Origin of the sequence: Kribbella amoyensis, from assembly GCF_007828865.1 — a bacterium.
In the GTDB taxonomy this organism is placed as follows: domain Bacteria; phylum Actinomycetota; class Actinomycetes; order Propionibacteriales; family Kribbellaceae; genus Kribbella; species Kribbella amoyensis.
Map to the genome: position 1 here is coordinate 4,183,042 of NZ_VIVK01000001.1, position 24,317 is coordinate 4,207,358.

Sequence of the window (24,317 nt, forward strand, 5' to 3'; positions counted from 1 at the left end):
GTAACGACTCCGGGGTCACCGGCTGAACAACCCCTGGGTGGAGACCCGGAGGGAGACGCGGCGCGGGTCGGCGGGAGCATGATGGAGAGCAGGAGTAACGTTCCTCACCGGTAACACCACCATGCGTCACATTCGACGATGCGGAGGGCCGATGCTCGCGCAAGACTCGATCCTGCGGCTGGACGCGCAGGCGATCGACTACATCATCATCGCTTTGTACTTCGCCTTCGTGCTCGGCATCGGGTACCTGGCCAAACGCGCGGTCTCGAACAGCCTGGACTTCTTCCTGTCCGGCCGCTCGCTGCCGGCCTGGGTGACCGGGCTGGCCTTCATCTCGGCCAACCTGGGCGCGATCGAGATCATGGGCATGTCCGCGAACGGCGCGGAGTACGGGATGCCCACGTTCCACTACTTCTGGGTCGGCGCGGTCCCGGCGATGCTGTTCCTCGGCGTCGTGATGATGCCCTTCTACTACGGCTCGAAGGTCCGCAGCGTGCCGGAGTTCATGCTCCGCCGGTTCGGCAAACCCGCGCACCTGGTGAACGCGATCAGCTTCGCGCTGGCCCAGTTGCTGATCGCCGGGGTGAACCTGTTCCTGCTCGCCACCATCGTCAACGTGCTGCTCGGCTGGCCGATCTGGGTCTCCACGATCGTCGCCGCGGTCATCGTGCTCAGCTACATCACCCTCGGCGGGCTGTCGGCCGCGATCTACAACGAGGTGCTGCAGTTCTTCGTGATCGTGGCCGCGCTGCTGCCGCTGACCCTGGTCGGGCTGCACAAGGTGGGCGGCTGGCAGGGCCTGGTGGACAAGGTGACCGACTCCAAGGGCGGCGCCGAGCAGCTGAGCGCCTGGCCGGGGGAGCAGCTGAGCGGATTCACCAACAGCTTCCTCTCGGTGATCGGCATCGTGTTCGGTCTCGGCTTCGTGCTGTCCTTCGGCTACTGGACCACGAACTTCGTCGAGGTCCAGCGGGCGATGGCCAGCAAGAACATGTCGGCGGCCCGGCGGACCCCGATCATCGGCGCGTTCCCGAAGATGTTCATCCCGTTCATCGTCATCATCCCCGGCATGATCGCGGCCGTGGTCGTGCCGGAGCTGACCCAGTTCAAGGAGTCCGGCGGCGGCCAGGTCGACTACAACGACGCGTTGCTGCTGCTGATGCGCGACCTGCTGCCGAACGGCATGCTCGGCCTGGCGATCACCGGTCTGCTCGCCTCCTTCATGGCCGGCATGGCGGCGAATCTGAGCTCGTTCAACACCGTGATGACCTACGACCTGATCGAGCGGTACGGGCTCAAGGGCCGCGACGACGACTTCTACCTGAAGACCGGTCGCTGGGTGACCGTGGCCGGCACCCTGGTCGCGATCGGGACCGCGGCGATCGCGTCCGGCTACAGCAACCTGATGGACTACCTGCAGCAGCTGTTCTCGTTCTTCAACGCGCCGCTGTTCGCCACCTTCATCCTCGGCATGTTCTGGAAGCGGATGACCCCGACGGCCGGCTGGATCGGCCTGGTCACCGGGACCGGGACCGCGGTACTGGTCTTCATCCTGTCCGAGAACGGCGTGATCAACCTGCCCGGCCAGGGGGCCAGCTTCGTCGGCGCCGGGGTGGCGTTCGTCGTCGACATCCTGGTCAGCGTCGTGGTCAGCCTGGTCACCACGCCGAAGCGTGACACCGAGCTGATCGGGCTGGTGTACTCGCTGACCCCGAAGGAGGCCCGGACCGAGGTCGCGCAGGAAGGCGACCACGGCTGGTACCGCCGGCCGACGCTGCTGGCCGGGATCGCGCTCGCCCTCACCGTCGCCCTGAACATCGTCTTCGGCTGACCCGGAAAGGACTGGACCGATGGCTGACCAACAGCAGAAGAAGACCGGCGCGTTCGACATCCGGGTGGTGATCGCGGCGCTGATCGGGATCTACGGCCTGGTGCTGACCATCCTCGGCCTGATCGCGGATCCGGACGAGGTGGCCAAGGCCGACGGCCTGAACATCAACCTGTGGGGCGGGATCGCGATGCTGGTGTTCGCGGCCGGCTTCGTGCTCTGGGCCCGGCTGCGCCCGATCGTGGTGCAATCCGCCGCCGACGAGGACGCGCCGGCCGCGTCCGAGTGAGCTGGTGATGTCCGTTTGACGAACATCGGCGTCCGGTCCGGTCCTGCCCACCGGACGCCGGTGTTCGTAGGCTCGAAGTACCCCGATCAGGAGGACTTCGAGATGACGATCACGCACCGCTCGCCGGACCTGTCCGCGCTGGCCGAGCAGTACGCCACGGACGGCTTCGTGCTGGTGAAAGGCCTGCTCAGCAAGGAAGAAGCGGCCTTTTACCGCGAGCGCAGCCACACGCTGCTGGCCCAGCTGAACCGGCACGACGACCCGACCTGGAAGTCGGCGATGGGCCTGTCCGGTGGCGCCACCCGGCTCCAGCACCTGCACGACGCGCAGTTCTACGACGCGGCCTTCTCCCGGCTGATGGTGGACCCGCGGTTCACCGACGTGGCCGCCGCGGTGATGGGAGTGGAGGGCGTCCAGTTGCACCACACCAAGCTGTTCGTGAAGCCGCCGGAGAACGGGTCGCCGTTCCCGCTGCACCAGGACCACCCGTTCTTCCCGCACCAGTACCACCGGGTCGGCGCCGCGATCTTCCACTTCGACGACGCGCCGGAGGAGAAGGGCTGCGTCCGGGTGATTCCGGGCAGCCACCTGCAGGGTCCGCGCGAGCACGACCCGGAAGGCTCGTACCACCTGCCCGACGTCCCGTTCGAGTCCGCGACGCCGCAGCCCGCGGAGGCCGGGGACGTGCTGTTCTTCACGTACCTGACCGTGCACGGCTCCGGCGTGAACGTCAGCGAGGAGGCGCGGACCACCTGGCTGATCCAGTACCGCGACCCGGCGGACCCGCCGACGGTGAAGACGCACGACCACTCGCTCGGGCAGGGCATGATGCTGCGAGGCACCGACCCGACCCACAGGAGTGGCGTTTGACCCTCGCGGACGTCGCGACCGCGGACCGTTTCGTCGACCTCGCCGGACTGCTGGAGTCCTGCGAGGCCGACGGGTTCCGCGCGGACTTCCTCAGCTGGGGGCACTACCGGCCGGAGTACTGGCGGAACTACTGGCACAGCCACTCGTTCCACGAGGTCTGCCTCGCCTACACGGGTGAGGGCCGCTTCAACAACGGTGCGGTGCAGTACGACATCGCGCCCGGGTCGGTGTTCCTCGCGCGACCGGGCGACGTCCACGAGATCGAGTCCAGCCGGTCCGAACCACTGGGGATCGCGTTCTGGGGCTTCACCTTCCGGCCGGTCGCCACGGACAACCGGCCGGCGGCGGACCCTGGTGAGCCGGGGTGGTGGTCCGGCCTCGTCCGTACCGGTGGACCGGTGATGTCGGACCGCGTCGGCACCCTGCCCGCGCTGATCACGGCGCTCGCCGCCGAGGCAGCCGCACCCGTTGCGGGGTACAGCACGACCTTGGCGGCACTCGGCTCCACCCTGGTCGTCGAGACCGCGCGCGCCTTCGCGGTGGACGAGGACCTCGCCGTGGAGCCGGTACGCCGCGACCGCGGGTTGCTGGTGGTCGAGGCGATGCAGCGGCACCTCCGCGACAACCTGTCCCGGCCGATCACCGTGCGGGACGTGGCCGCCGCCGCGCATCTCTCGGAGCGGCACGCCGAGCGTCTCTTCAACCAGCAGACCGGTGCGTCGATCATGGCCACGCTGCGCCGCCTCCGGCTCGAACTGGCCGCACAGCTCCTGCTGGATCCATCGGTCACCGTCACCGAGGTGGCCCGCGCCTGCGGGTACTCCGACGTACGCCCGTTCTCGACCGCGTTCCGCCGCCACTACGGCCGGACGCCGGGGGAGCACCGGCGGACCGGTGGGACGGAGTTCCTCTAGGGGATGTCTGACGTTGTGCTCCGCGTCCTCGGCACGCCACAGCGGGTTCACGGACCCAGCCGTACGGTGCAGGCCGCTGGTCGACACCGAGGGTTGGAGCAGAGATGACCGACGAGAGCCAGGCTTCGCGCGGTACGACGTTCACCAGGCGCCGGCTGCTCGGTTCCGCGGCCGCCGCCGGGGGAGCTGGAATGGCCCTGGCGGCCCTGGCGCCCAACGTCGAGAAGGCGCTCGCGTCACCGCCGCCGAGCAAGCAGCCGTCGCTGCGGGACGTCGAGCACGTCGTTCTGCTGATGCAGGAGAACCGGAGCTTCGACCACTACTTCGGTGCGATGTCCGGGGTAGCCGGCTTCTCGGATCCGGACGCGATCCGGCTGCCGACCGGCCGGAACGTGTTCTACCAGCCGACCGACAAGAACCCGGACGGGTACCAGCTGCCGTTCCACCTGGACAGCCGGACCACGTCCGCGCTGGGCATGCCGTCGGCCGGCGCCTATGCCTGGGACCCGTCGCACATGGCGTGGAACGGCGGCCGGATGGATCAGTGGATGCCGGCGAGCTACCGCTACATCTCGGGCGACCAGTCCCGGATCCCCTTGCTGATGGGGTACTTCAAGGAGCAGGACATCCCGTTCCACTGGGCGCTGGCCGACGCGTTCACGATCTGCGACAGCTACCACTGCTCGATCCTCGGATCCACCACGCCGAACCGGGTCATGTGGGAGACCGGCACCGTCGACCCGGAGGGTGAGCGCGGCGGTCCGGTTCTCACCAACGCGATGAACGTCAACTCCTGGCGGACGTACGCCGAGAACCTCACCGACGCCGGCGTCAGCTGGAAGTTCTACTGGGAGGACGGCGGCATGAAGAGTCAGGCCTACCCGTACTTCAAGGGGTTCCGCGAGGCCGCGCCGAACTCGCCGCTGTACCTGAACACCAGGACCCCGGCCGCCGCCGGCCAGTTCGAGTACGACGCCGTCAACGACCGGCTGCCGCGGGTCAGCTGGCTGTTCCCGCCGGTCGCGGCGAACGAGCACCCCAACCAGGGCACGCCGGCCGCGGGAGCGCAGTACATCGCCTCGAAGATCGACGCGATCGCGGCGAACCCGGACGTGTGGGCGAAGACGGTGTTCCTGCTGGTCTGGGACGAGAACGGCGGCATGTTCGACCACGTACCGCCGCCGACCGCGCCGGCGGGCACCCCGGGCGAGTCGACCGAGCTCACCTCACCCGGTGGCGTTCACGGCGCCGGTCTGCCCCTCGGAGCGGGTTTCCGGGTGCCGTGCATCGTCGTGTCACCCTGGACGGCCGGTGGCTGGGTGTGCAGCGAGTTGTTCGACCACACCTCGCACCTGCGGTTCCTGGAACGCGTGACCGGTGTCGAATGCACGAACATCAGCCCGTGGCGCCGCCGGACCTTCGGCGACATGACCTCGGCACTCCGCTTCCGTGGCCGCCCCGCCGAACCGCCCACGATGCCGAGTACGACCGGTCAGCTCCGACTGGCCGAGTACGAGGTGGCGAACCTCCCGGCGCCGGTGGCCCGGCGGGATCACCAGACCCCGCCGTCCCAGGCTCCTGGCCGCCGGCCCACCACGCCGCCGCCCGGTCGCCGCTGAGCCGCCTGGACGCGGTTCCGGCTGCCGTTCGAGCGGCGGTGCTATTCTGACTTCATGCGAGTGAGCCTGCTCCTTACGTAGCCGTACTGGCATCCTGGCGCCGCTGAGCGCCGGTCAGTGCGGCGGCCCCTCCTGTGCGAGGGGCTTTTTTCTGTCCAGGGGTGCCATCTGGCACATTTAGGCTCAACCAAGACACGAAGTATGGAGTAGGACCGTGAGCGAGCAGGTGGAGGACACCCCCATCGACCGGGGTGGCTACGACTTCAACGCCATGCAGGCCAAGTGGCGGCCGGTGTGGGAGAAGCTGGACCCGTTCAAGGCCAAGGACGACGGCTCGGCCGAGCGGCGGTACGCGCTCACGATGTTCTCCTACCCCTCCGGCGACCTGCACATGGGCCACGGCGAGGTGTTCGCGCTGCACGACGTGGTGTCGCGGTACTGGTTCCAGCGCGGGTACGACGTCCTGAACCCGATCGGCTGGGACTCCTTCGGCCTGCCCGCCGAGAACGCCGCGATCAAGCGCAACGAGCACCCGGCCACGTACACCTACGGCAACATCGAGACCCAGGCGGAGTCGATCCGGCGGTACGCGCTGAGCTTCGACTGGTCCCGCCGGCTGCACACCTCGGACCCGGAGTACTACCGCTGGACCCAGTGGCTGTTCCTGCGGTTCTACGAGCGCGGCCTGGCGTACCGCAAGGCGTCGTTCGTGAACTGGTGCCCGCACGACCAGACCGTGCTGGCCAACGAGCAGGTCGTCCAGGGCCGCTGCGAGCGGTGTGGGCACGAGGTCACCAAGCGCGAGCTGACCCAGTGGTACTTCAAGACCACCGAGTACGCGCAGCGCCTGCTGGACGACATGGACCAGCTGGAGTGGCCCGAAGAGATCCTGCTGATGCAGCGGAACTGGATCGGCCGGTCCGAGGGCGCCTTCACGGACTTCGCCGTCGAGGGCCGCGAGGAGCCGATCCGCGTCTTCACCACCCGCCCGGACACGCTGTTCGGCGCCACCTTCATGGTGGTCGCGCCGGACGCGAAGCTGGCCGCCGAGCTGGTCACGCCGGACCAGCGGGAGGCGTTCGACGCGTACCTGACCGCGGTCAAGGCGACCACCGAGATCGAGCGGCTGAGCACCGAGCGGGAGAAGACCGGCGTCTTCCTGGGCTCGTACGCGATCAACCCGGTGACCGGCGAGCGGATCCCGATCTGGGCCGCCGACTACGTGCTGGCCGACTACGGCACCGGCGCGATCATGGCGGTCCCGGCGCAGGACACCCGGGACTGGGAGTTCGCGGAGAAGTTCGGCCTGCCGATCGTCCGGACCGTGCAGCCGCCGGAGGACTTCGACGGTCAGGCGTACACCGGGGACGGCCCGGCGATCAACAGCGCCAACGCCGAGATCAGCCTGGACGGGCTGGAGGTCGACGAGGCGAAGGCCCGGATCATCGACTGGCTGGCCGGCAAGGGCCTGGGCGAGCGGACGATCAACTACCGGCTGCGTGACTGGCTGCTGAGCCGGCAGCGGTACTGGGGCTGCCCGATCCCGATCATCCACTGCCCGTCCTGCGGCGAGGTGCCGGTCCCGGACGACCAGCTGCCGATGGAGCTGCCCGACCTGCGCGGTGAGGACCTGCGACCGAAGGGCGTGTCCCCGCTGGCGGCGGCCCGCGAGTGGGTCGAGGTCGACTGCCCGAAGTGCGGCGGCGCGGCCGAGCGGGACACCGACACGATGGACACCTTCGTCGACTCGTCCTGGTACTTCCTGCGCTACCTGTCGCCGGACTACACCGAGGGCCCGTTCGACCCGGCGGTCGCGGAGCGCTGGATGCCGGTGTTCCAGTACGTCGGTGGCAAGGAGCACGCGGTCCTGCATCTCCTGTACGCGCGCTTCTTCGTCAAGGCGCTGCACGACATGGGCCTGCTGACCGCGGTCGAGCCGTTCACCCGGCTGCTGAACCAGGGCCAGGTGATCAACCAGGGCAAGGCGATGAGCAAGTCGCTGGGCAACGGGGTCAACCTGGGCGACCAGATCGACGAGTTCGGCGTCGACGCGATCCGGCTGACGATGGTGTTCGCCGGGCCGCCGTCGGACGACATCGACTGGGCCGACCTGTCGCCGGGTGGCTCGCTGAAGTTCCTGCAGCGGGCCTGGCGGCTGTCGCACGGCGTCGAGGCGCCGGTCGGGGCGGACCCGTCGACGGGTGACGTCGCCCTGCGCAAGGTCACCCACCGCACCATCGCCGATGCCACCGAGCTGATCGAATCGCTGCGCTTCAACGTGATGGTGGCCCGGATCATGGAGCTGGTGAACGCCACCCGGAAGGCGGTCGACTCCGGTCCGGGGGCGGCCGACCCGGCGGTCCGCGAGGCGGTCGAGGCGACCGCGATCCTGCTGAGCCTGGTCGCGCCGTACACGGCCGAGGAGATGTGGGAGAGCCTGGGCCACGCGCCGACCGTCGCCAAGGCCGGCTGGCCCGAGGTCGACCCGGCGCTGCTGGTCGAGGACGCGGTGACCTGCGTGGTCCAGATCGCCGGCAAGGTGAAGGACCGGCTGGAGGTCGCGCCGGACATCAGCGACGCGGACCTGGAGCAGCTGGCGCTGGCCTCGGACCCGGTGCAGAAGGCGCTGGCCGGCCGCGGGGTCCGCAAGGTGATCGTGCGGGCGCCGAAGCTGGTCAACATCGTCCCGGCCTGATGGACTCCGAGCTGATCGACGTCTCGACCGGATCGGGTGAGGTCGTCCTCGACCTCACCCGCCGGTGCGAGGCTTTCGTCAACGGCCGCGGCGACGGGCTGCTGCACGTGTTCGTCCCGCATGCCACCGCCGGGGTCGCGATCCTGGAGACCGGGGCCGGCAGCGATACCGACCTGCTCGCACTCCTGGAGGACCTGCTGCCGCGCGACTTCGGCTGGCGGCACCGGCACGGGACGCCGGGTCACGGGCGCGATCACGTGCTGCCCGCGCTGATCCCGCCGTCCGCGAGCATCCCGGTGCTCGGCGGCCGGTTGCAGCTCGGGACCTGGCAGTCGATCTGTCTGGTCGACACCAACGTCGACAATCCCGACCGGCAGGTCCGGCTTTCCTGGCTGGCCGGTTAAAGGACTACCGAGTAACCCCGCGGGCGCGCATTTTGCTGACTTATCGTGATGTTGCGGATCGCGTTACGTTCGCGAAACACGTCTTCGATTGAATACCGGCATGGCGGCCCTGGACTCTCTGCGCGCACACTGGCTCGGCTTCGGCGCCGAGCTGGTCGTTCGCGCCACCCGCGGGATCAGCGCGGGCAGCGTGCTGAACGCCAACGCCGGCCGCGCCGTCACCAGCGCCCGGATCGAGGACTGGTCCGGCGTGCTTTCCCTCTACCCCGCGGAGAATGCGGCCGAGGACGTCCGGGCCAGCGCCTGACCCGCAATTCCTGCCGGCACAGTAATTGCGCGCGGCATTTCTTTTCCCGGTTGTTCGCCGGTGGTTCCCCGCCTTCCGTCCGGGCCGCGCCGCGGTACCGTCCCTGTCCATGGTCACCGGGTGCGTCCGGAATCAGGCCCGCGGTCACGCTATGTTGTGCGGTGGACGGGTGAGGGTCTGAAGGGGTGACGGGCTTGGCTGACGCGGAGAGCCGGGTGGACGGACGGCGGGCTTTCGCCGAGCTGTTGCTCGACTTGCGGGTCCAGGCCGGGTTCTCCCAGGAGGAGCTGGCCGATCGGGCCGGACTGAGTGTGCGGACGATCCGCGAGCTCGAAGCGGGCCGGGTCGCCCGGCCGCGCAAGGACTCGGTCCGCCTGCTCGCCGAAGGACTCGGCCTGCGTGACGGCGACGCGGCGACGTTCCTCACCGCTGCCGGTCACGCCCCACCCCGGCAGGCCGTCTCGGTGGTCTCGGTCGCCGACCCGGTGCCGACCGGACTGCGCTGGCGGGGGACGCGGCCCATCCCCGACGGCCTGGTCGGGCGTGAACAGGAGCTGACCGAGCTGGAGGACCTGCTCCGGCAGAACAGGCTGGTCACCCTGGTCGGTCCGGGCGGTGTCGGCAAGACCGAGCTCGCCCTCGCGGCCGCCGACCGCTTCTCCGGCGTGGACACCACGGTGGTCGTCGTGGACCTGACCACGGTGCAGCGCGACGCCGCCGTCCCGTCGGCGATCCTGGACGCGTTCGGGACAGCGCCTGGGACGTCGGATCTGGACGACGTGCTGTCCGGCCGCAAACCCGGTGACCTGGTCATCGTCGAGGACAACGCGGAGCACGTGCTCGACGGAGTCGCGACCGTCGCCAATCGGATGGTGCGCAGCTTCCCCGGGGTCGGCGTGCTGGTGACCTCGCGGATCCCGCTCGGGCTGCCGGACGAGGTGGTCCGCCGGGTCCAGGTGCTCGGGGTCCCGGCGAACGACAAGGACCTGGCCGAGATCGCGGCCAGCCCGGCCGTGGAGATGTTCGTGCGCCGGGCGACCCGGGTCCGGCCCGACTTCCGGCTGACCGCGGACAACGCGGCGACCGTGGCTCGGCTGTGCCAGCGGCTGGACGGTTTGCCGCTCGCGCTGGAGCTCGCGGCCGCCCGGGCCGGGTCGCTGTCGGTCGAGACGATCCTGGCCGCGCTGGACGACCGGTTCCGGTTGCTGTCCGGGCCACGGCGCTTCGGTGCGCCGCACCAGCGGACGTTGGCGGATACGATCGCGTGGAGCGTGGACGCGTTGTCGGACCCGGCCCGCCAGCTGCTGTACCGGGCGTCGATGCTGGGGTCGCCGTTCACATTGGACGCCGTCGTCGGGGTGTGTACCGGCGAGCCGATCGACGAGCTCGACGTCCCGATGTTGCTGGCCGAGCTGGCCGACAAGTCGCTGTTGCAGCCGGTGCTGGAGTTCGAGCAGTTGTACGGCGCCCGGTACAAGATGCTCGAGACGATCCGCGAGCACGCGTACGCGGGGCTGTCGTCGCAGGGGAACGACCTGACCGAGTTCCGCGATCGCGCGGTCGCCTGGTGCGCGGAGTACGTGAAGGGCCTGGACGGGGCGTGGGGGAGTCCGGACCGCGATCGGCGGTACCGCGCGGCGAACGCGAACTCGGCGACCTTCGAGGTGGCACTCGAGCGGTGCGCCGAGCTCGGTGAGTGGGAGACGGCCGCGCGGATCGTGCTCGGGTTCCGGGTCGCGTGGCAGTACCAGGCGAGCGTGGCGCAGAGCGGGATCCGGTGGGCAGTCGCCGCCGCGGAGAACGTGGCCGGCGAGGAGACCAGCGGGATGTTGCTGGCGATCGCGGGCCGGCTGTCGAACCTGACCGGCGACGTCCGGGCCGCCCGCTCGTACTACGGCGAGGCGCGGACGTTGCTCGCGCCCGGGTCGGAGTTGGGCCTGGTGGCCAGGGGCGGCCTGGTGTCGTCCGGGTCGCTGCTGCTGGATCCGCTCGGGCTGGCCGAGATCCCGGGCCTGGTGGCCGATGCGCGCGAGCACGGCAACGTCCAGCGGTCCGCGACGGTCCAGGCGATCTGCGGACTCGCGCTGGCCCGGTGGGGACGGTTGCCGGAGGCCAAGGAGTTGCTGCTCGCCTGGCAGGCCGCGCTGGTCAACCCGGGCGTGTATCCGGACGAGATCGCGTACATGGCGTTGAGCCGGGTCGAGCTGGAGCTGGGCAACCTGGACGAGGCGCGGCGCTGGGCGGAGCTGGCCCGGGACAGCCAGGCGTCCGACGACCCGGAGCGGACCAAGGTGGCCGGGTGTCTGGCGATGGTCGAGTTCCAGGCCGGCCGGTTCGACGTCGCGCAGGCGCTGCTGGACGAGGCGGCGGCCGACATCCAGGGTCACCGCGGCTACTTCGACTATCTGGTGATGCTGTACCGCAGCCGGCTGGCGCGGCGCTCGGGCGATCTCGCGGTGGCCCGCTCCGCGATCAAGGACGCGGTGAGCCGGCTGCTGCTCGAAGGACGGGTCGTCTACCTCCTCGACGTACTGCCCGAGGCCGTCGCGGTCCTGCATGCCGCCGGGCAGTCCGAGGACGCGGATCGGCTCTGCGGGCAGTTGCTCGCGTGGCAGCGGACGATGGACCCGCCGATGCTGCCGACGGCGTGGGCCGTCCTGCAGGAGTCGTGCGAGCGCGCCACGACGGCCGAGGGCTGGCCCGAGAACGATCCGGCCGAGTCGGTGCGCCGGCTGGCCGACGACGTACTGATCGCCCTTTCCTGACGCGGATCGGCGGAAGCTGCCGGGCAACTGCCGGTCCTTCTGCCTCGTCCGGCCGTGCCTCGCCGATCGAGGATAGAGGCCGTGGGACAGGTTCCACGGGCACGCAGAGACCACGGTCGGGTTCGAGCAACAGCGGCGGAAACGGGGCGGTGATCGCGATCAGGCAACCGCGATGTACCGAGCTGCCAGGGAAGGTTTCGAGCCGGGTCGAGGCGACGCGGAGGACATCCGGCGACCGGACGGCGGGGGCGCCGACCGGCTGTCGAGATCTCCGGAGTGCTGCGCCGTGCGGGCCTGTCCCACCACACACCGGGAACCGCGGACCGTCAGGGCCGCGGACCCGGGGCGGGGTCCCAGTTGGAGCCAGGCACACGACACAGGGGACGAGTGCGGGCTCGGCCGGTACGGGACGACCGGCAGGTTTGGTCACCTGCCGGTGGGCCGGCCACTGGGGCTCCCCGGGGGGCAGTCTCAGCTGACCACGAGGGGGAGTCAGCTACCGGTGGGGTGACAGTCAAGGAGGGGTTGGCTGTCACCTCGCCGTGCTCGTTCAGGACTCGCCGAGCGCGGCCGCCTTGTCGAAGGCGTACCCGACCATCCAGTGCGGCTGGAGCCGGCAGTACACGATCTCGTCGCCCCAGCTCGACGGCGAGCTGCCGTAGTGCGCGGTGAGGTGGTCCTCGATCTCCTGGAAGTCCGGATCCGCCGCGGTGAGGAACTCGACGTCGCCGTGGCTGAACACGCCGATCCGCTCGCCGTCGACGTACGACACGCTCGCTGCCGGTCTGGCCCGGAGGTGCCGCGCCTTGGCGGCCGTACCGGAGGTGGTGAACACCCAGCGGGCGTGCAGGAAGTGGCCGTCGACCGCGCTGATCCTGGGTTCGTGGCGGGCGGTGACGGTGGCCAGGTTGAGCGTGCGCATGCCGGTGAGCGCCTTGGTCAGCTCGGTCGCGTCCAGTTTGCGCTCGCCGTGGATGATCGCCTTCAGGTGGTCCGTGGAGCCTGCGTAGGCGGCGTCGAGGAGCCGCTGCAGCTCGCTGAGTTCCTCGCTGGTCTCCTTCATCCTCGGAGTCTGACACCGGGCGCCGACGAAAACCGTCCGGTAACCTCGCTGCATGTCAGGCCGCGTGCACGTCGTCACGGACTCCACAGCGGGGTTGTCGGCGCACGAGGTGCACCGGTACCCGGTGACCGTCGTCCCGCTGCAGGTGGTGATCGGCGGCACGGCGTACGACGACGGCGCGACCAGCGCGGACGCGGTCGCCGAGGCGTTGAAGACCTTCACCCCGGTCTCGACGAGCCGCCCGGCCCCGCAGACCTTCGCGGACACGTACGCCGAGTGCGCGGCCGGCGGTGCCGGCTCGATCGTGTCGATCCACCTGTCCGGGGACATGTCGGGGACGTTCGAGGCCGCGATGATCGGGGCCAAGGCGTCGCCGATCCCGGTCCGCGTGATCGATTCCCGCTCCCTCGGGATGGGCCTGGGTTTCCCGGTCCTGGCCGCCGCGGCCGCCGCTGCCGATGGTGCGAGCGTGACCGAGGTGGAGGCGGCCGCGCGGGCGCGAATGGGTGCGATCTCGGCGTACTTCTACGTGGACACCCTGGAGTACCTGCGCCGGGGTGGCCGTATCGGCGCGGCCCAGGCCCTGTTCGGTACGGCGCTGGCGGTCAAGCCCCTGCTGACGATCAGCGGCGGACGCATCGTGCCGCTGGAGAAGGTCCGCACCTCGAGCCGCGCCATCGCCAGGCTCGCCGACATCGCCGTCCAGCGCGCCGGCGAAGGCGAGGTCCAGGTGGCGGTCCACCACCTGGCCAACCTCGACAAGGCCCAGACCCTCGCCGACGGCCTCACCGAAAGACTGCCGGAAGCCGACGAGATCGTGCTCCGCGAAGTAGGCGCGGTCATCGGCGCTCACGTTGGTCCCGGCCTGCTCGCCGTCGTCGTGGCCCCGCGCTGACCTTGCCTCCGCAGTTCTCCACAGGCTGAGGATCGCCTGCTTCCGATGGGGGATTCGCTCGTACCTTCCTGGGCGTGAAGATGTCCCGCCGTCCTCCGGCACCCGACCCGGCCGACCGTCAGCACTCGCTGGCCCGGCTGCGCGCCGCGGCGCCCGCGAGACCGGCCGACGAACAGGAGGAGCAAGTGCGTGGTGGCTGGATCCCCGACCCCGTTCTGCCCGACCGCCTCCGAACCACCCGCCTCACCCTCGCGCCTCGCCACGTCGTCATCCTCGTCCTGATCCTCGCCGCCGGCCTGACCTGGGCCGGTTGCTCCCTGATCCGCGCCCAACCCGAGCCCGTCCCGACCCCGAGCACCGTCACCACCGGCAACCCGGTCACCGGCGCTCCGCCGACCGCCGCGCAACCAACCTCGACCCCATCGGCCGCTTCCACCGTCGTCGTCCACGTCGCCGGTAAGGTCCGCCGCCCCGGCCTCATCCGGACCCGCCCCGGCGCCCGCGTCGCGGACGTTCTCACCGCGGCCGGCGGCGCCCTGCCCGGTACCGATCTGACCACCCTCAACCTCGCCCGCCCGGTCACCGACGGCGAACAGATCCTCGTCGGAGTCCCCGGCAATCAGCCGGTCCCCAGCACTCCAGGAGGACCGAAGCAGTCAACCGGTCCGGTCGACCTCAACACCGCCACCCTCGCCCAACTCGAAGAGCTTCCCGGCGTCGGCCCGGTCCTCGCTCAGCGCATCCTCGACTACCGCACCCAGAACGGCCGCTTCACCTCCGTCGAGGAGCTGCAAGAGGTCTCCGGCGTGGGCGCCAAGAAGTACGAATCCCTCAAACCTCATGTCCGCGTCTGACCCCGCCGTCGACGCGACCGCCTCGGCCGCCGACCCCGTTGTGCCTGAGCAGAATCTGGACGCCCGGCTCCTCCTACCGGCCGCGTTCGGCTGGTTGGCCGCGGTCGTTCTCACCGCTCGGTCGGCGCGCTTCGGCCTGGCTGCGGCGATCGTCCTCACCGCCTTGGCCGGCGCCCTCGCCTTACTGCTCTGGCTTCGCAAGCGACTCGTCCACCGGCGACAGCTGCTGATCACCTGCCTCGGCATCCTCACGGTGACCGCAGGCATGTCCGGCGCCGCCGCCCTCCAAGTCCTCGAACTGACCTCCGGCCCCGTCCCCGACCTCGCCGCCAAGAACGCCACCGCCAAGGTCCGCCTCCAGCTCGCCGGTGATCCGGCGGTCCGCAGTACGCCCGGGTCCCGGCGCCCGCCGTACGTCGTCGTGAAGGCGACCCTCGAGCAGGTCACCGCTCGCGGCGAATCCACCAAGGTTCGCACTCCGGTCCTCGTCATCGGCTCCGAACAATGGCGGCACGTCCGCTTCGGTCAGTCTGTCGAAGCCACCGGCCGGCTCGGCCCGGTCGATTCCGGCTCCGACGTCGCCGCGATCCTGTCCGCTCGTTCCGCCCCGAAGCCTCTCGACGATCCAGCCTGGTGGCTCCGCGCCGCCGAACGCGTCCGTGCCGGTCTGCGCGAGTCCGTTGCCGATCAACCCCCGAATGTTCGTGGGCTCGTCCCCGCTCTCGTGATGGGCGACGAGTCCGCGCTTCCCGCCGAGCTGATCGAGGACTTCAGGACCACCGGCCTCACCCACCTCTCAGCGGTCTCCGGGACGAACCTGACGTTGCTGCTGGCGTTCGTCCTCCCGTTGGCCCGCCTGCTCGGGGTACGGGCCCGTGGCCTCACCGTTGTCGGTCTCGCCATGGTCGTCGTCTTCGTCGTCCTGGCCAGACCGCAACCGAGCGTGCTCCGAGCCGCCGCGATGGGCCTGGTCGCGCTCGCCGCGATGACCGGGTCCGGCGGCCGACGTCGCGCGGTACGCAGTCTCTCGGTTGCCGTGATTGCTCTGCTCCTGCTCGATACCTCGCTCGCCCGCTCAGCTGGGTTCGCGTTGTCCGTTCTGGCGACGGCGGGCATCGTCCTGCTCGGACCAGCCTGGCGTGATGCCCTGGCCAGGTGGCTCCCGGTTCGCCTGGCCGAAGCGGTTTCCTGTCCGTTGGCGGCCCAGCTCGCCTGTACTCCGATCGTGGCGTGGCTCTCCGGTGAGGTCTCGCTCGTCGCGGTCGCCGCTAATCTCCTCGCCGGTCCAGCGGTCGGCCCAGCCACCATCCTCGGCTTCGGCGCGGCCGGGATCGCCTTGCTGAGTGCGGATCTGGCTCGGTGGGCCGGCTGGCTCGCGGCCTGGCCGGCCCGTTGGATCATCCTCATCGCCGAGCGAGGCGCCGACCTCCCCGGCGCTACGAACCCTTGGCCGGCCACGGTCGTCGGCGTCGCCATCCTCACCGCCCTGTGCCTCGCGCTGTGCTTCGGCCTCCACAGGATCCTGGCCCGCCCGATCGCGATGTTGCTCGCGGTGGTGCTGCTGGTGGTCGCCGTGCTCCGGCCGACCGGCCGTCTTGGCTGGCCGCCGGGGGACTGGGTGATGGTCGCGTGCGACGTCGGCCAGGGCGACGGCCTCGTACTGCGGGTCGCGCCCGGCTCGGCCGTCGTCGTGGACACCGGCCCGGACCCGACCCCGATGGACCGCTGTCTCCAAGAACTCGGGATCCGCCATGTCCCGGTGCTGATCCTGACCCACTTCCACGCCGACCACGCGGGCGGTCTCGCGGGAGTCCTGCACAACCGCAAGGTCGACGAGATCGAGGTGACTCCCTATGCGTCCCCACCAGCCGAGCACCGCCGAGTACAAGCCCTCGCGGCCGCTCACCGGATCCCGGTCCGCGCCGTCACCTACCAAGAACGGCGCACCGTCGGCGCGCTCACGTGGACGACCTTGTGGCCGGCCCGGGTTCCGGCGCTGCCGGGGACGTCGACCGCTCCGTCCACGGACGAGGGTTCGCCGGAGAACAACGCAAGCATCACCCTCCTCGCGGAGGCGGCCGGCCTTCGCCTCCTTCTCACCGGCGACCTGGAGCCCGAATCCCAACGCGCCATCCTCGCCGATCACCCCGACCTGCGCGCCGATGTCGTCAAGGTTCCGCACCACGGTTCGGCGTATCAGAGCGACCAGTTCCTCCAAGCCACCAGGGCCCGCCTCGCCCTCATCTCGGCCGGCCTCGACAACGACTACGGTCACCCGGCGCCGAGGACGCTCGACCTGCTCACCCGGCTCGGCACCACGATCAGGAGGACCGACCAATCCGGCTCGATCGCCGTCACCAATCCCGGCAACCGGCTCTCCACCACGACCTCCGGCCCTTCGCCCTGACCGATCCCGGCAGGTGGCGGCGAGGTTGTCGGCGGGGCGTGGGATGCTGAGCGCGATATGGCTGCTCGAAAGAACTCCGCGCCCAAGCTCGGCGACGTGCTGCTCGTGACCGGAGCGGAGACGTTCCTGGCCGACCGGGCCGTGCGCTCGGCGATCGCGGCGGTGTCCAAGGGGAAGACGGACGTCGAGGTGACCGACGTCGGGGCCGGCGACCTGGACGTCGGCGTCTTCGCCGAGCTCACCGGTCCGTCGTTGTTCGCGGCCGAGCGGGTCCTCGTCCTGCGCGCGATCGAGAACCTGCCGGCCGAGATGGTGCCGCACCTCGTCGAGTACGCGGGCTCCCCGGCCGAGGACGTCCTGGCTGTGCTCGTCCACTCGGGCGGGCAGAAGGGCAAGGGCACACTCGACAAGCTGCGCAAGGCCTCGGTCAACAAGGTGGTCGCGACCGCGCCGAAGACGTGGGAGCTGCCGCAGTTCGTGGTCGGCGAGATCCGCCTGCTCGGCGGCAGTATCGACGAGCGCGGAGCCGCGGCCCTGGTGGACGCGGTCGGCCATGATCTGCGCGCACTCGCCGGCGCCTGCTCGCAGCTGGTGTCCGACTCCGACGGTCAGCCGGTCAGTACCGAGTTGATCGGCCAGTACTTCGGCGGCCGGGCCGAGGTCACCAGCTTCGCCGTGGCGGACGCCGCGATCGCGGGCCGGACCGAGCCGGCCTTGGAGCAGTTGCGCTGGGCCCTGGACTGCGGTGTCGCCCCGGTCCTGGTGACGAGCGCGATGGCGGGCGGTCTCCGCGGCCTGGCGAAGTACTCCAGCGCCCCGACCGGGCTGCGCGAAGCCGACCTGGCCCGCGAAGTCGGCGTACCGCCGTGGAAGCTGAAGCAACTGCGGCAGCAGTCCCGGGGCTGGACGGCCGGCGGTCTCGCCCGGGCCATCAAGGCCGTCGCTCAGGCGGACGCGGACGTCAAAGGCGCGTCCGGCGACGCGGGGTACGCCCTGGAGCGGATGGTCATCACCGTCAGCCACGCACACGGCCGCCGCTGACCCGGCGCGATCCGGCGCTGATCCGGGACGACCGCTGCTGACCCGGCGCGATCCGGCGGGGGAAATCCGGCGATAACTGTTCCGCCGGTCGTGCGTTGAATGAAGTGGGTGGCTTTCCACGAAAGTGGGTGGTCGCCCTCGCACCCTGCGGGGAGCGAGCCCGGGGGTGGAGGGCGACCGGGGAGCAGTCCTTGGCGCCTACTCGATCGATGGATTCGCTACCGCACACGGATCCTGGAGTAGGCGCTTTCGGTGGACGGACCTTTGCACGTGCTGCCCAGCACGGACTGCTCCCGGTCCTGGGGTACACCCGGCGCCGACCGATTCTGTTGTCTGAAGCGGTTCACGAAGTGGTGCGGATCGGCGCAAGGACGGACAGACGATCCACAGTAGGCGCTCGCGCAACAGAACACGAGCCGCAGCGGGTCGAATCCAGTGGGTCAAGCAGGTCCCGAACACCACAATTCAGCCGCTGCCGCAGAGCGCGGGCAGCCACGGCGGAGTACAAGTCGCTTGGGGCGGGTCCCCGGCAGATCACGCGGGGTCAGCTCAGCGCGGGCCTCATGGGCGAGGTGGTGCTGGCTCCAGGCACGCAAAAACGATCGGCCCGGTCCAATGGTGCTGGAGGGCCGATCGTTCGGGCGTTGTCAGAGGGAAGCGGCCTTCTTGAAGATGGCGGACTTCCGGTTGGCAGCCTGGTTGGCGTGGATGACACCCTTGCTGGCGGCCTTGTCGAGCAGACGGCCGGCCACGCGGGCGTGCTCCTGCGCCTTCGCGGAGTCGCCGGCCTCGGCGGACTCACGGAAAGCACGAACTGCCGTCTTGAGGGTCGACTTCACCGACTTGTTGCGAAGTCGCGCAGCCTCGTTCTGGCGGTTGCGCTTGATCTGGGACTTGATGTTCGCCACGGAGCAGAGCCTCGATCAGGAGTATGCGGTCAGTACAGGAAAAGGTGGTGCGTGCACGGGTGAGTACCAACGCACACGCGCGAAGAAACAGATTACCAACAACCCCGCACCTCCACCAAACCAGCCGCCACCCAGCTCAGGCGGGGATCGCCTCGGCGGCGGCCTTCAGGCGGGTCAGGGTGGTTCTGATGCCTTGGGCGTTGAGGTCCCGGCGGTCACCCATCAGGCGGTTCATGACCTGGCGCAGAAGACGGGGTCGGTAGTCGGTCCACGATTCCGTCACCACGCACCCGCTCGCCGCGTCATCGCCGTCCACTCCCTCTGCGTCGACGGCGCGGAACTCGTACTTCCACTCGGCGACCTGGAGAGGACCGAAGTGGATGCGGAACCTCAGTTCGCGCCCTGGTTCGGCGACGAGGATCCGCCCCTGGGTGTGCCAGCGGGCCACACCGGCCCGGTTGTGGCCGATGAAGCGGGCGCCGGGGACCGCGTGTCTGGGGCGCCCGGTCCAGGTGACGCCGGTGCATTCGGGGCTCCACTCGCTCATCCGGGGAAGGTCGGCGACCAGGGCGTACACGTCGGCCGGCCGGGCCTGGACGGTGATCGACTCGTGGACGTCGGGCATCGGTTCCTCCTGCTGTCCCGGGTGCGGGGGTGACACGGGTCGGACCGAGCGTGACATCAGCGGGGCGCACCGGCATACTCGGGGCCCCGTGGCCCCCTCGTGGTCACGGTGCCGCAGCCACTCTGCTCCACCCAGCTCCGTCCACTGCTCTGTTCAGCCCTGGAGGAACTCCGTGCCAGCATCCGCCCGCAGGCGCCTGAAAGTGATCACCGTGGCCACCGTGTCCGCGACCGCTCTGGTCGTCTCGCTGGTGAACCACGCGACCGCGTCCACCACTCCCGGCAGCGAGCCGGAACCGCAGGTCAAGGAGTCCGCGACCGGCGCCTACATCGTCCAGCTCGACGACAGCCCGGTCGCGGAGTACGACGGCGACATCGCCGGTCTGCCCGCGACCCGGATCGTGCCCGGCGGCAAGCTGCTCCGGACCGCGACCCAGGTCGTGTCGTACGTCGAGCACCTGGCCCGTGAGCGCACCGAGGTGCTGGCCCAGGTCCCCGACGTGAAGAAGCTGTACGACTACAACTACACGTACGCCGGGTTCTCGGCGCGGATGTCGCACGACGAGGCGGTCAAGCTGGCCAAGGCGTCCGGTGTGAAGAGCGTCGAGCCGAGCGAACTGCAGAAGCAGGACACCGTGGACACCCCGCGGTTCCTGGGACTGTCCGGCCGCGGTGGCGCGTGGCAGCAGGCCGGTGGCGTCGACAAGGCCGGTGACGGCGTCATCGTCGGCGTGATCGACTCCGGGTTCGTGCCGGAGCGGGCCAGCTTCGCCCCGCTGAAGACGACCAAGCAGTCGGACGCGCTGATCGCGAAGAAGTGGAAGGGCACCTGCCAGGCCGGTACCGAGGCCCCGGTCACCTGCAACAACAAGGTGATCGGCGCGCGGTACTTCGACGCCGGAATCGGCGACCGCCCGATCCCCGAGGAGTACCGCTCGCCTCGTGACTACGGCGGCCACGGCACCCACACCGCGAGCACGGCGGCCGGGAACTACGGCGTCGACATGTCGGTGCTCGGCCGGGACTACGGCAAGGGCTCCGGGATCGCCCCACACGCGCGGCTCGCGATCTACAAGGTGCTGTGGGCCGTGGACGCCAGCGGTGGCGGCAGCGGTACGGACGCGGACATCGTCGCCGGGATCGACGCGGCGGTCGCGGACGGCGTGGACGTGATCAACTACTCGATCTCCGGATCCGGGTCCACCTTCGTCAACGCGACTGGCCTGGCGTTCCTGCGGGCCGCGCGGGCCGGCGTCTTCGTCTCGACCAGCGCGGGCAACACCGGCCCCGGCGTGAGCACGGTCGGCAAGAACTACCCGTGGGTGACGACGGTTGCCAACGGCACCCACGACCGCGACGTCCAGACCACGGTCACCCTCGGCAACGGCAAGGCGTACACGGGCGCGGGCATCGGCGCCGGGACGCCGTCCGCGCCGGTGATCCTGGCCAAGGACGCGGGCGTCGCCGGGGCGAACCAGACCAACCTGGTGCTGTGCATGCCGGACACGCTCGACCCGGCCAAGGTCGAGGGCAAGATCGTCGTCTGCGACCGCGGGGTGAGCGCCCGCGTCGACAAGAGCCTGCAGGTGAAGAACGCGGGCGGTATCGGCGTGATCCTGGTCAACCCGACCGCGAGCACGCTCGACTCCGACCTGCACTCGGTCCCGACGGTCCACCTGGACCACGTCGCCGGCCCCGAGGTGAAGGCGTACGTCGGGTCCACCACGGCCCCGACCGCGCAGATCGGCGCGGCCCAGACGGTGCGGGTGAACGCGCCGAAGGTCGCCAGTACGTCGAGCCGCGGTCCCGCCCTCGCCGGGAACGGTGACCTGCTCAAGCCGGACGTGATGGCGCCCGGGACCAACGTGCTCGCCGCGACCACCGCGTTCAGCGCGGCCGGCGGCCAGTACGCGTTCATGAGCGGAACCTCGATGGCGGCGCCGCACGTCGCCGGGGCGGCCGCGGTGCTCAAGGGCAAGTACCCGACCTGGTCCCCGATGGCGATCAAGTCGGCGCTGCTCACCACCGGGACGGACCTGGACAGCAGCGGCAAGCCGATCCAGAACGACTCCGGGTCGCCGGGCAACCCGTTCGGCTACGGCGCCGGCCTGATCCAGCCGAAGAACGCGATGGACCCGGGTCTGGTCTACGACTCCTCCTACGACGACTGGGCCAAGTTCGTCTGCGGATCCGGCCAGGTCGCGTCCACGCACGAACTGTGCGCCAAGGGCAAGATCGACCCGAGCGACCTGAACTATCCGACCATCGCGATCGGCGACCTGGCCGGCAAGCAGACGGTCCAGCGGACGGTCCGCAACGTCGGCAAGCTGCCCGAGGCGTACTTCCCGAAGGTCGAGGGACTCGCCGGGTTCAAGGTGACGGTCACTCCGAAGGTCCTGGTCGTCCTGCCGGGCCAGTCGGCGACGTACAAGGTCACCGTCGAGCACAACGGCGCCCCGCTCGAGCAGTACTCGTTCGGCAAGCTCAACTGGCGTTCCGCCCGGCACGTGGTGAGCAGCACGGTCGCGGTGCGCCCGCTGACGGTCAAGGCGCCGGTCCAGGTGAGCGGCGCGGGTACCAGCGGTTCGGTGCAGGTCCCGCTCACCGCGGGGTACTCGGGCACGCTGCAGACCTCGGTGAGCGGCCTGGTCCCGGCGACGACCGAGCAGGCGACGCTGAAGAACCCGGGTGGCGTGTCCTTCCCGACGACGAACCCGGCGCCGAACGACCACGTCGCCAAGTTCACGGTGAACGTGCCGGCCGGGACGAAGTACGCGCGGTTCTCCACGTTCGACGCGGACTACCCGGCGGGGACAGACCTCGACGTGTTCGTGTACCGCGCGGGGACGTCGACGCTGCTCGGTTCGAGTACGGGTGGTTCGGCGGAGGAAGAGGTGAACCTGGCCCAGCCCGCGGGCGGTGCGTACGACGTGTACGTGGACTTCTACGCGGGAGCCGCTGAACAGGCGGTCAAGCTGGACCACTGGGAGGTGAACGCCTCGACCGGCAACCTCACCGCGACCCCGGAGACCCAGCAGGTCACCGCTGCGAGCCAGGTGTCGGTCACAGCGGCCTGGACCGGCCTCACCGCAGGCACGCGGTACCTGGGCCAGCTGAACTTCTCGGACGGAGCGGACGGCCGCGGTACGACGGTCGTCCGGGTGAACGGCTAAGGCTGGATCAGCCTGAAGGCGCGGACGGGCGGCGAGGTGTAGGCGACCTCACAGCCGCCCGTCCGTACGTCGCAGCGGTACACCGACTGCCGAGACCGGTCCAGTTGCTTGACCACCAGCAGGTGGTTCGCGTCCTCGAAGACCGGCTGCGCCAACGGCCTCACGATCCCCTCCACCGCCAACTGGGTGACCTTGCCGGAGTCCACCGAGACGGCGTGGCGTTCGTCGATGTCCACGATGGTCCGGCCGTCCGGGGAGAGCACCGGATCGTCGTGCCGAGGAGTCTCGGCGCGGCAGTACTCGCGATCGACCGTGAGCTTGCCCTGCACCAACCGGCCCGCCACGAAGCATGCCTTTCCGCCGTACCCGGTGGTCAGCAGCACCCGATCGGTACTGCCCGGTGCGGCCAGCCCGAGCGCGTACCCGGGGACGTCGAGCGTGGTGACGCGGTCCGTCCGGGGATCCCACACGGAGGGCTGCGCGGTGCTGGTGTAGGCCGGCTGCCACCAGAGCCCGTTGATGTTCCAAGCCAACAGGTCGACGGTCTGATGGGGGACCGTCTTGGCCGCGATCTCCTTCCCGCTGGACAGGTCGACCACGACGATGCGGGCGCGTCCTCGGTCGTCGCTCACCGACGTGGCCATCCGGGTCCGGTCGGGTGACACGGCGACGCTTCGCGGGCCGAGCGGACCGACCAATGTGACCGTGCCGTCGGGGTGGAGGACGCCGGCGCGATGGCTGTCCTGCTGCTTCACGGTCCCCACGAGCCAGCCCGCGGCGACCCGCTGGTCGACGGTCCACGCTCCGGCCGGAAGCTGAACGGTGCGCGCTCCGTCGTGCAGCGTCTGTTGCTTGTCCACGACCAGGTACGGAACGCCCAGGCCCGGTACCGGCTCGTCGGTGGGCGGCCGCTCGTCCGAGCGCGTCCAGTGGATCACCAGCGGGACGGCCAGGGCGATCATCGCGACGACGGCGGCCGCAGCGGCGAGAGCCGGCCAGGTCCGGCGACGGCCTGGGCGATCGAGATCGAGGGACGGGAGCTCGGCGTCCTCGGGGATCCGGCCGGCCTCCGCCTGGAGGAGGTCGCGGAGACGGGTCTCGCTGTCGGTCATCGCTGTTCCTCGAGTTTGCGGGTCAGGATCGCGAGGCCACGCGACGCGGTGGACCGGGCGCCGGACTCGCTGATCCCGAGCAGGCGGGCGATCTCGGCGTGGCTGAGGTCCAGGTAGTACCGCAGGACGAGGACCTCGCGGGTCCGGAGCGGCACGCTGCGCAGGGCGAGTTGCACCTCTCGCCGGTTCTCGCTCAGCTCGGCCGCGCTCTCGGCGGACTCGTCCGGACGAACGGCAGGTGGTAGGTAGAGACGGGCAACGCGACGCCTGCGCAGTACGGAGCGGCTGCGGTTGAGAACTGTGCTGCGCAAGTACTGCAGCGCCTTGGTGTCGTCCTTCAACGGCCACCGCCGGTACAACTCGGTGAAGGCCTCTTGGACCACGTCCTCGGCCGACGGCCGGTCGTCGACGATCAGCACGGCCAGCCGCACCAGGCCCAGCCAGTGCTCGCGGTACAGCCTCGCGACAGCGGCCGTCCGGTCGTCGGGGACCGGTACCGGCTGGGCTCGCCCGAGGCTCACCATCGGATTCGTCACACCCCAGAGACGC

19 protein-coding genes are annotated in these 24,317 nt (G+C 70.1%); 14 read left to right on the forward strand and 5 right to left on the reverse strand.

The window, feature by feature from the left end; translation table 11 throughout:
- Positions 1-151: 151 nt before the first annotated feature.
- From FB561_RS19830 to FB561_RS39020, 9 genes are all read left to right on the forward strand, one after another.
- Positions 152-1,831 (forward strand): sodium:solute symporter family protein, encoded by a 1,680-nt coding sequence (locus FB561_RS19830; RefSeq protein ID WP_145808748.1) that lies wholly within the window; start codon positions 152-154, stop codon positions 1,829-1,831.
- 19 nt (positions 1,832-1,850) lie between these two features.
- Positions 1,851-2,117: a hypothetical protein gene (locus FB561_RS19835; protein WP_145808750.1), complete on the forward strand. Its 267-nt coding sequence runs from the start codon at positions 1,851-1,853 to the stop codon at positions 2,115-2,117.
- A gap of 102 nt (positions 2,118-2,219) precedes the next feature.
- Positions 2,220-2,987, forward strand: coding sequence for a phytanoyl-CoA dioxygenase family protein (locus FB561_RS19840; RefSeq protein WP_145808752.1), 768 nt, complete (start codon positions 2,220-2,222; stop codon positions 2,985-2,987).
- Positions 2,984-3,901, forward strand: coding sequence for a helix-turn-helix domain-containing protein (locus FB561_RS19845; RefSeq protein ID WP_145808754.1), 918 nt, complete (start codon positions 2,984-2,986; stop codon positions 3,899-3,901). Before FB561_RS19840 ends, FB561_RS19845 begins: the two co-directional genes overlap by 4 nt.
- Before the next feature lie 104 nt (positions 3,902-4,005).
- Positions 4,006-5,520 carry an alkaline phosphatase family protein gene (locus FB561_RS19850; protein WP_202880678.1) on the forward strand — a complete coding sequence of 505 codons (1,515 nt, stop codon included), beginning with the start codon at positions 4,006-4,008 and terminating at the stop codon, positions 5,518-5,520.
- Between the two features lie 214 nt (positions 5,521-5,734).
- The gene (leuS, locus tag FB561_RS19855) at positions 5,735-8,215 is read left to right on the forward strand and encodes a leucine--tRNA ligase (RefSeq protein WP_202880679.1); all 2,481 of its coding nucleotides are present in this window, start codon (positions 5,735-5,737) and stop codon (positions 8,213-8,215) included.
- Positions 8,215-8,619 carry a YjbQ family protein gene (locus tag FB561_RS19860; protein ID WP_145808756.1) on the forward strand — a complete coding sequence of 135 codons (405 nt, stop codon included), beginning with the start codon at positions 8,215-8,217 and terminating at the stop codon, positions 8,617-8,619. Before leuS ends, FB561_RS19860 begins: the two co-directional genes overlap by 1 nt.
- A 100-nt stretch (positions 8,620-8,719) precedes the next feature.
- Positions 8,720-8,926 carry a hypothetical protein gene (locus tag FB561_RS19865; RefSeq protein ID WP_145808758.1) on the forward strand — a complete coding sequence of 69 codons (207 nt, stop codon included), beginning with the start codon at positions 8,720-8,722 and terminating at the stop codon, positions 8,924-8,926.
- Between the two features lie 194 nt (positions 8,927-9,120).
- Complete coding sequence (locus FB561_RS39020) at positions 9,121-11,691, forward strand: ATP-binding protein (RefSeq protein WP_145813193.1); 2,571 nt, start codon at positions 9,121-9,123, stop codon at positions 11,689-11,691.
- A gap of 550 nt (positions 11,692-12,241) precedes the next feature.
- Here the strand turns inward: FB561_RS39020 and FB561_RS19875 are convergent.
- Complete coding sequence (locus tag FB561_RS19875; protein ID WP_145808759.1) at positions 12,242-12,754, reverse strand: pyridoxamine 5'-phosphate oxidase family protein; 513 nt, start codon at positions 12,752-12,754, stop codon at positions 12,242-12,244.
- A 52-nt stretch (positions 12,755-12,806) separates the two neighbouring features.
- Between FB561_RS19875 and FB561_RS19880 the strand changes: the two genes are divergently transcribed.
- From FB561_RS19880 to holA, 4 genes are all read left to right on the forward strand, one after another.
- Entirely contained in the window at positions 12,807-13,649 is an 843-nt protein-coding gene (locus tag FB561_RS19880) for a DegV family protein (protein WP_145808761.1), read from the forward strand.
- An 80-nt stretch (positions 13,650-13,729) separates the two neighbouring features.
- Positions 13,730-14,503 carry a ComEA family DNA-binding protein gene (locus FB561_RS19885; protein WP_145813194.1) on the forward strand — a complete coding sequence of 258 codons (774 nt, stop codon included), beginning with the start codon at positions 13,730-13,732 and terminating at the stop codon, positions 14,501-14,503.
- Positions 14,490-16,910 carry a ComEC/Rec2 family competence protein gene (locus FB561_RS19890; RefSeq protein ID WP_145808764.1) on the forward strand — a complete coding sequence of 807 codons (2,421 nt, stop codon included), beginning with the start codon at positions 14,490-14,492 and terminating at the stop codon, positions 16,908-16,910. Before FB561_RS19885 ends, FB561_RS19890 begins: the two co-directional genes overlap by 14 nt.
- Before the next feature lie 57 nt (positions 16,911-16,967).
- On the forward strand, positions 16,968-17,951 hold the full coding sequence (gene holA, locus FB561_RS19895) for a DNA polymerase III subunit delta (protein ID WP_145808766.1): 984 nt from the start codon (positions 16,968-16,970) through the stop codon (positions 17,949-17,951).
- 647 nt (positions 17,952-18,598) lie between these two features.
- On the opposite strand, the gene rpsT is transcribed toward holA, so the two are convergent.
- Both rpsT and FB561_RS19905 read right to left on the reverse strand, forming a co-directional pair.
- On the reverse strand, positions 18,599-18,859 hold the full coding sequence (rpsT, locus tag FB561_RS19900; protein ID WP_145808768.1) for a 30S ribosomal protein S20: 261 nt from the start codon (positions 18,857-18,859) through the stop codon (positions 18,599-18,601).
- Positions 18,860-18,995: 136 nt separating this feature from the next.
- A complete protein-coding gene (locus FB561_RS19905; protein ID WP_170284722.1) occupies positions 18,996-19,484 on the reverse strand; it encodes an SRPBCC family protein in 489 nt (162 codons plus the stop codon).
- Between the two features lie 220 nt (positions 19,485-19,704).
- Here FB561_RS19905 and FB561_RS19910 point away from each other — a divergent pair, with 220 nt between their 5' ends.
- The gene (locus tag FB561_RS19910) at positions 19,705-22,656 is read left to right on the forward strand and encodes a S8 family serine peptidase (protein WP_238334918.1); all 2,952 of its coding nucleotides are present in this window, start codon (positions 19,705-19,707) and stop codon (positions 22,654-22,656) included.
- Here the strand turns inward: FB561_RS19910 and FB561_RS19915 are convergent.
- Positions 22,653-23,768 (reverse strand): YncE family protein, encoded by a 1,116-nt coding sequence (locus FB561_RS19915; protein ID WP_145808775.1) that lies wholly within the window; start codon positions 23,766-23,768, stop codon positions 22,653-22,655. The two genes, FB561_RS19910 and FB561_RS19915, sit on opposite strands and share 4 nt — an antisense overlap.
- Complete coding sequence (locus FB561_RS19920) at positions 23,765-24,292, reverse strand: RNA polymerase sigma factor (protein WP_145813195.1); 528 nt, start codon at positions 24,290-24,292, stop codon at positions 23,765-23,767. Before FB561_RS19920 ends, FB561_RS19915 begins: the two co-directional genes overlap by 4 nt.
- Positions 24,293-24,317: the final 25 nt, after the last annotated feature.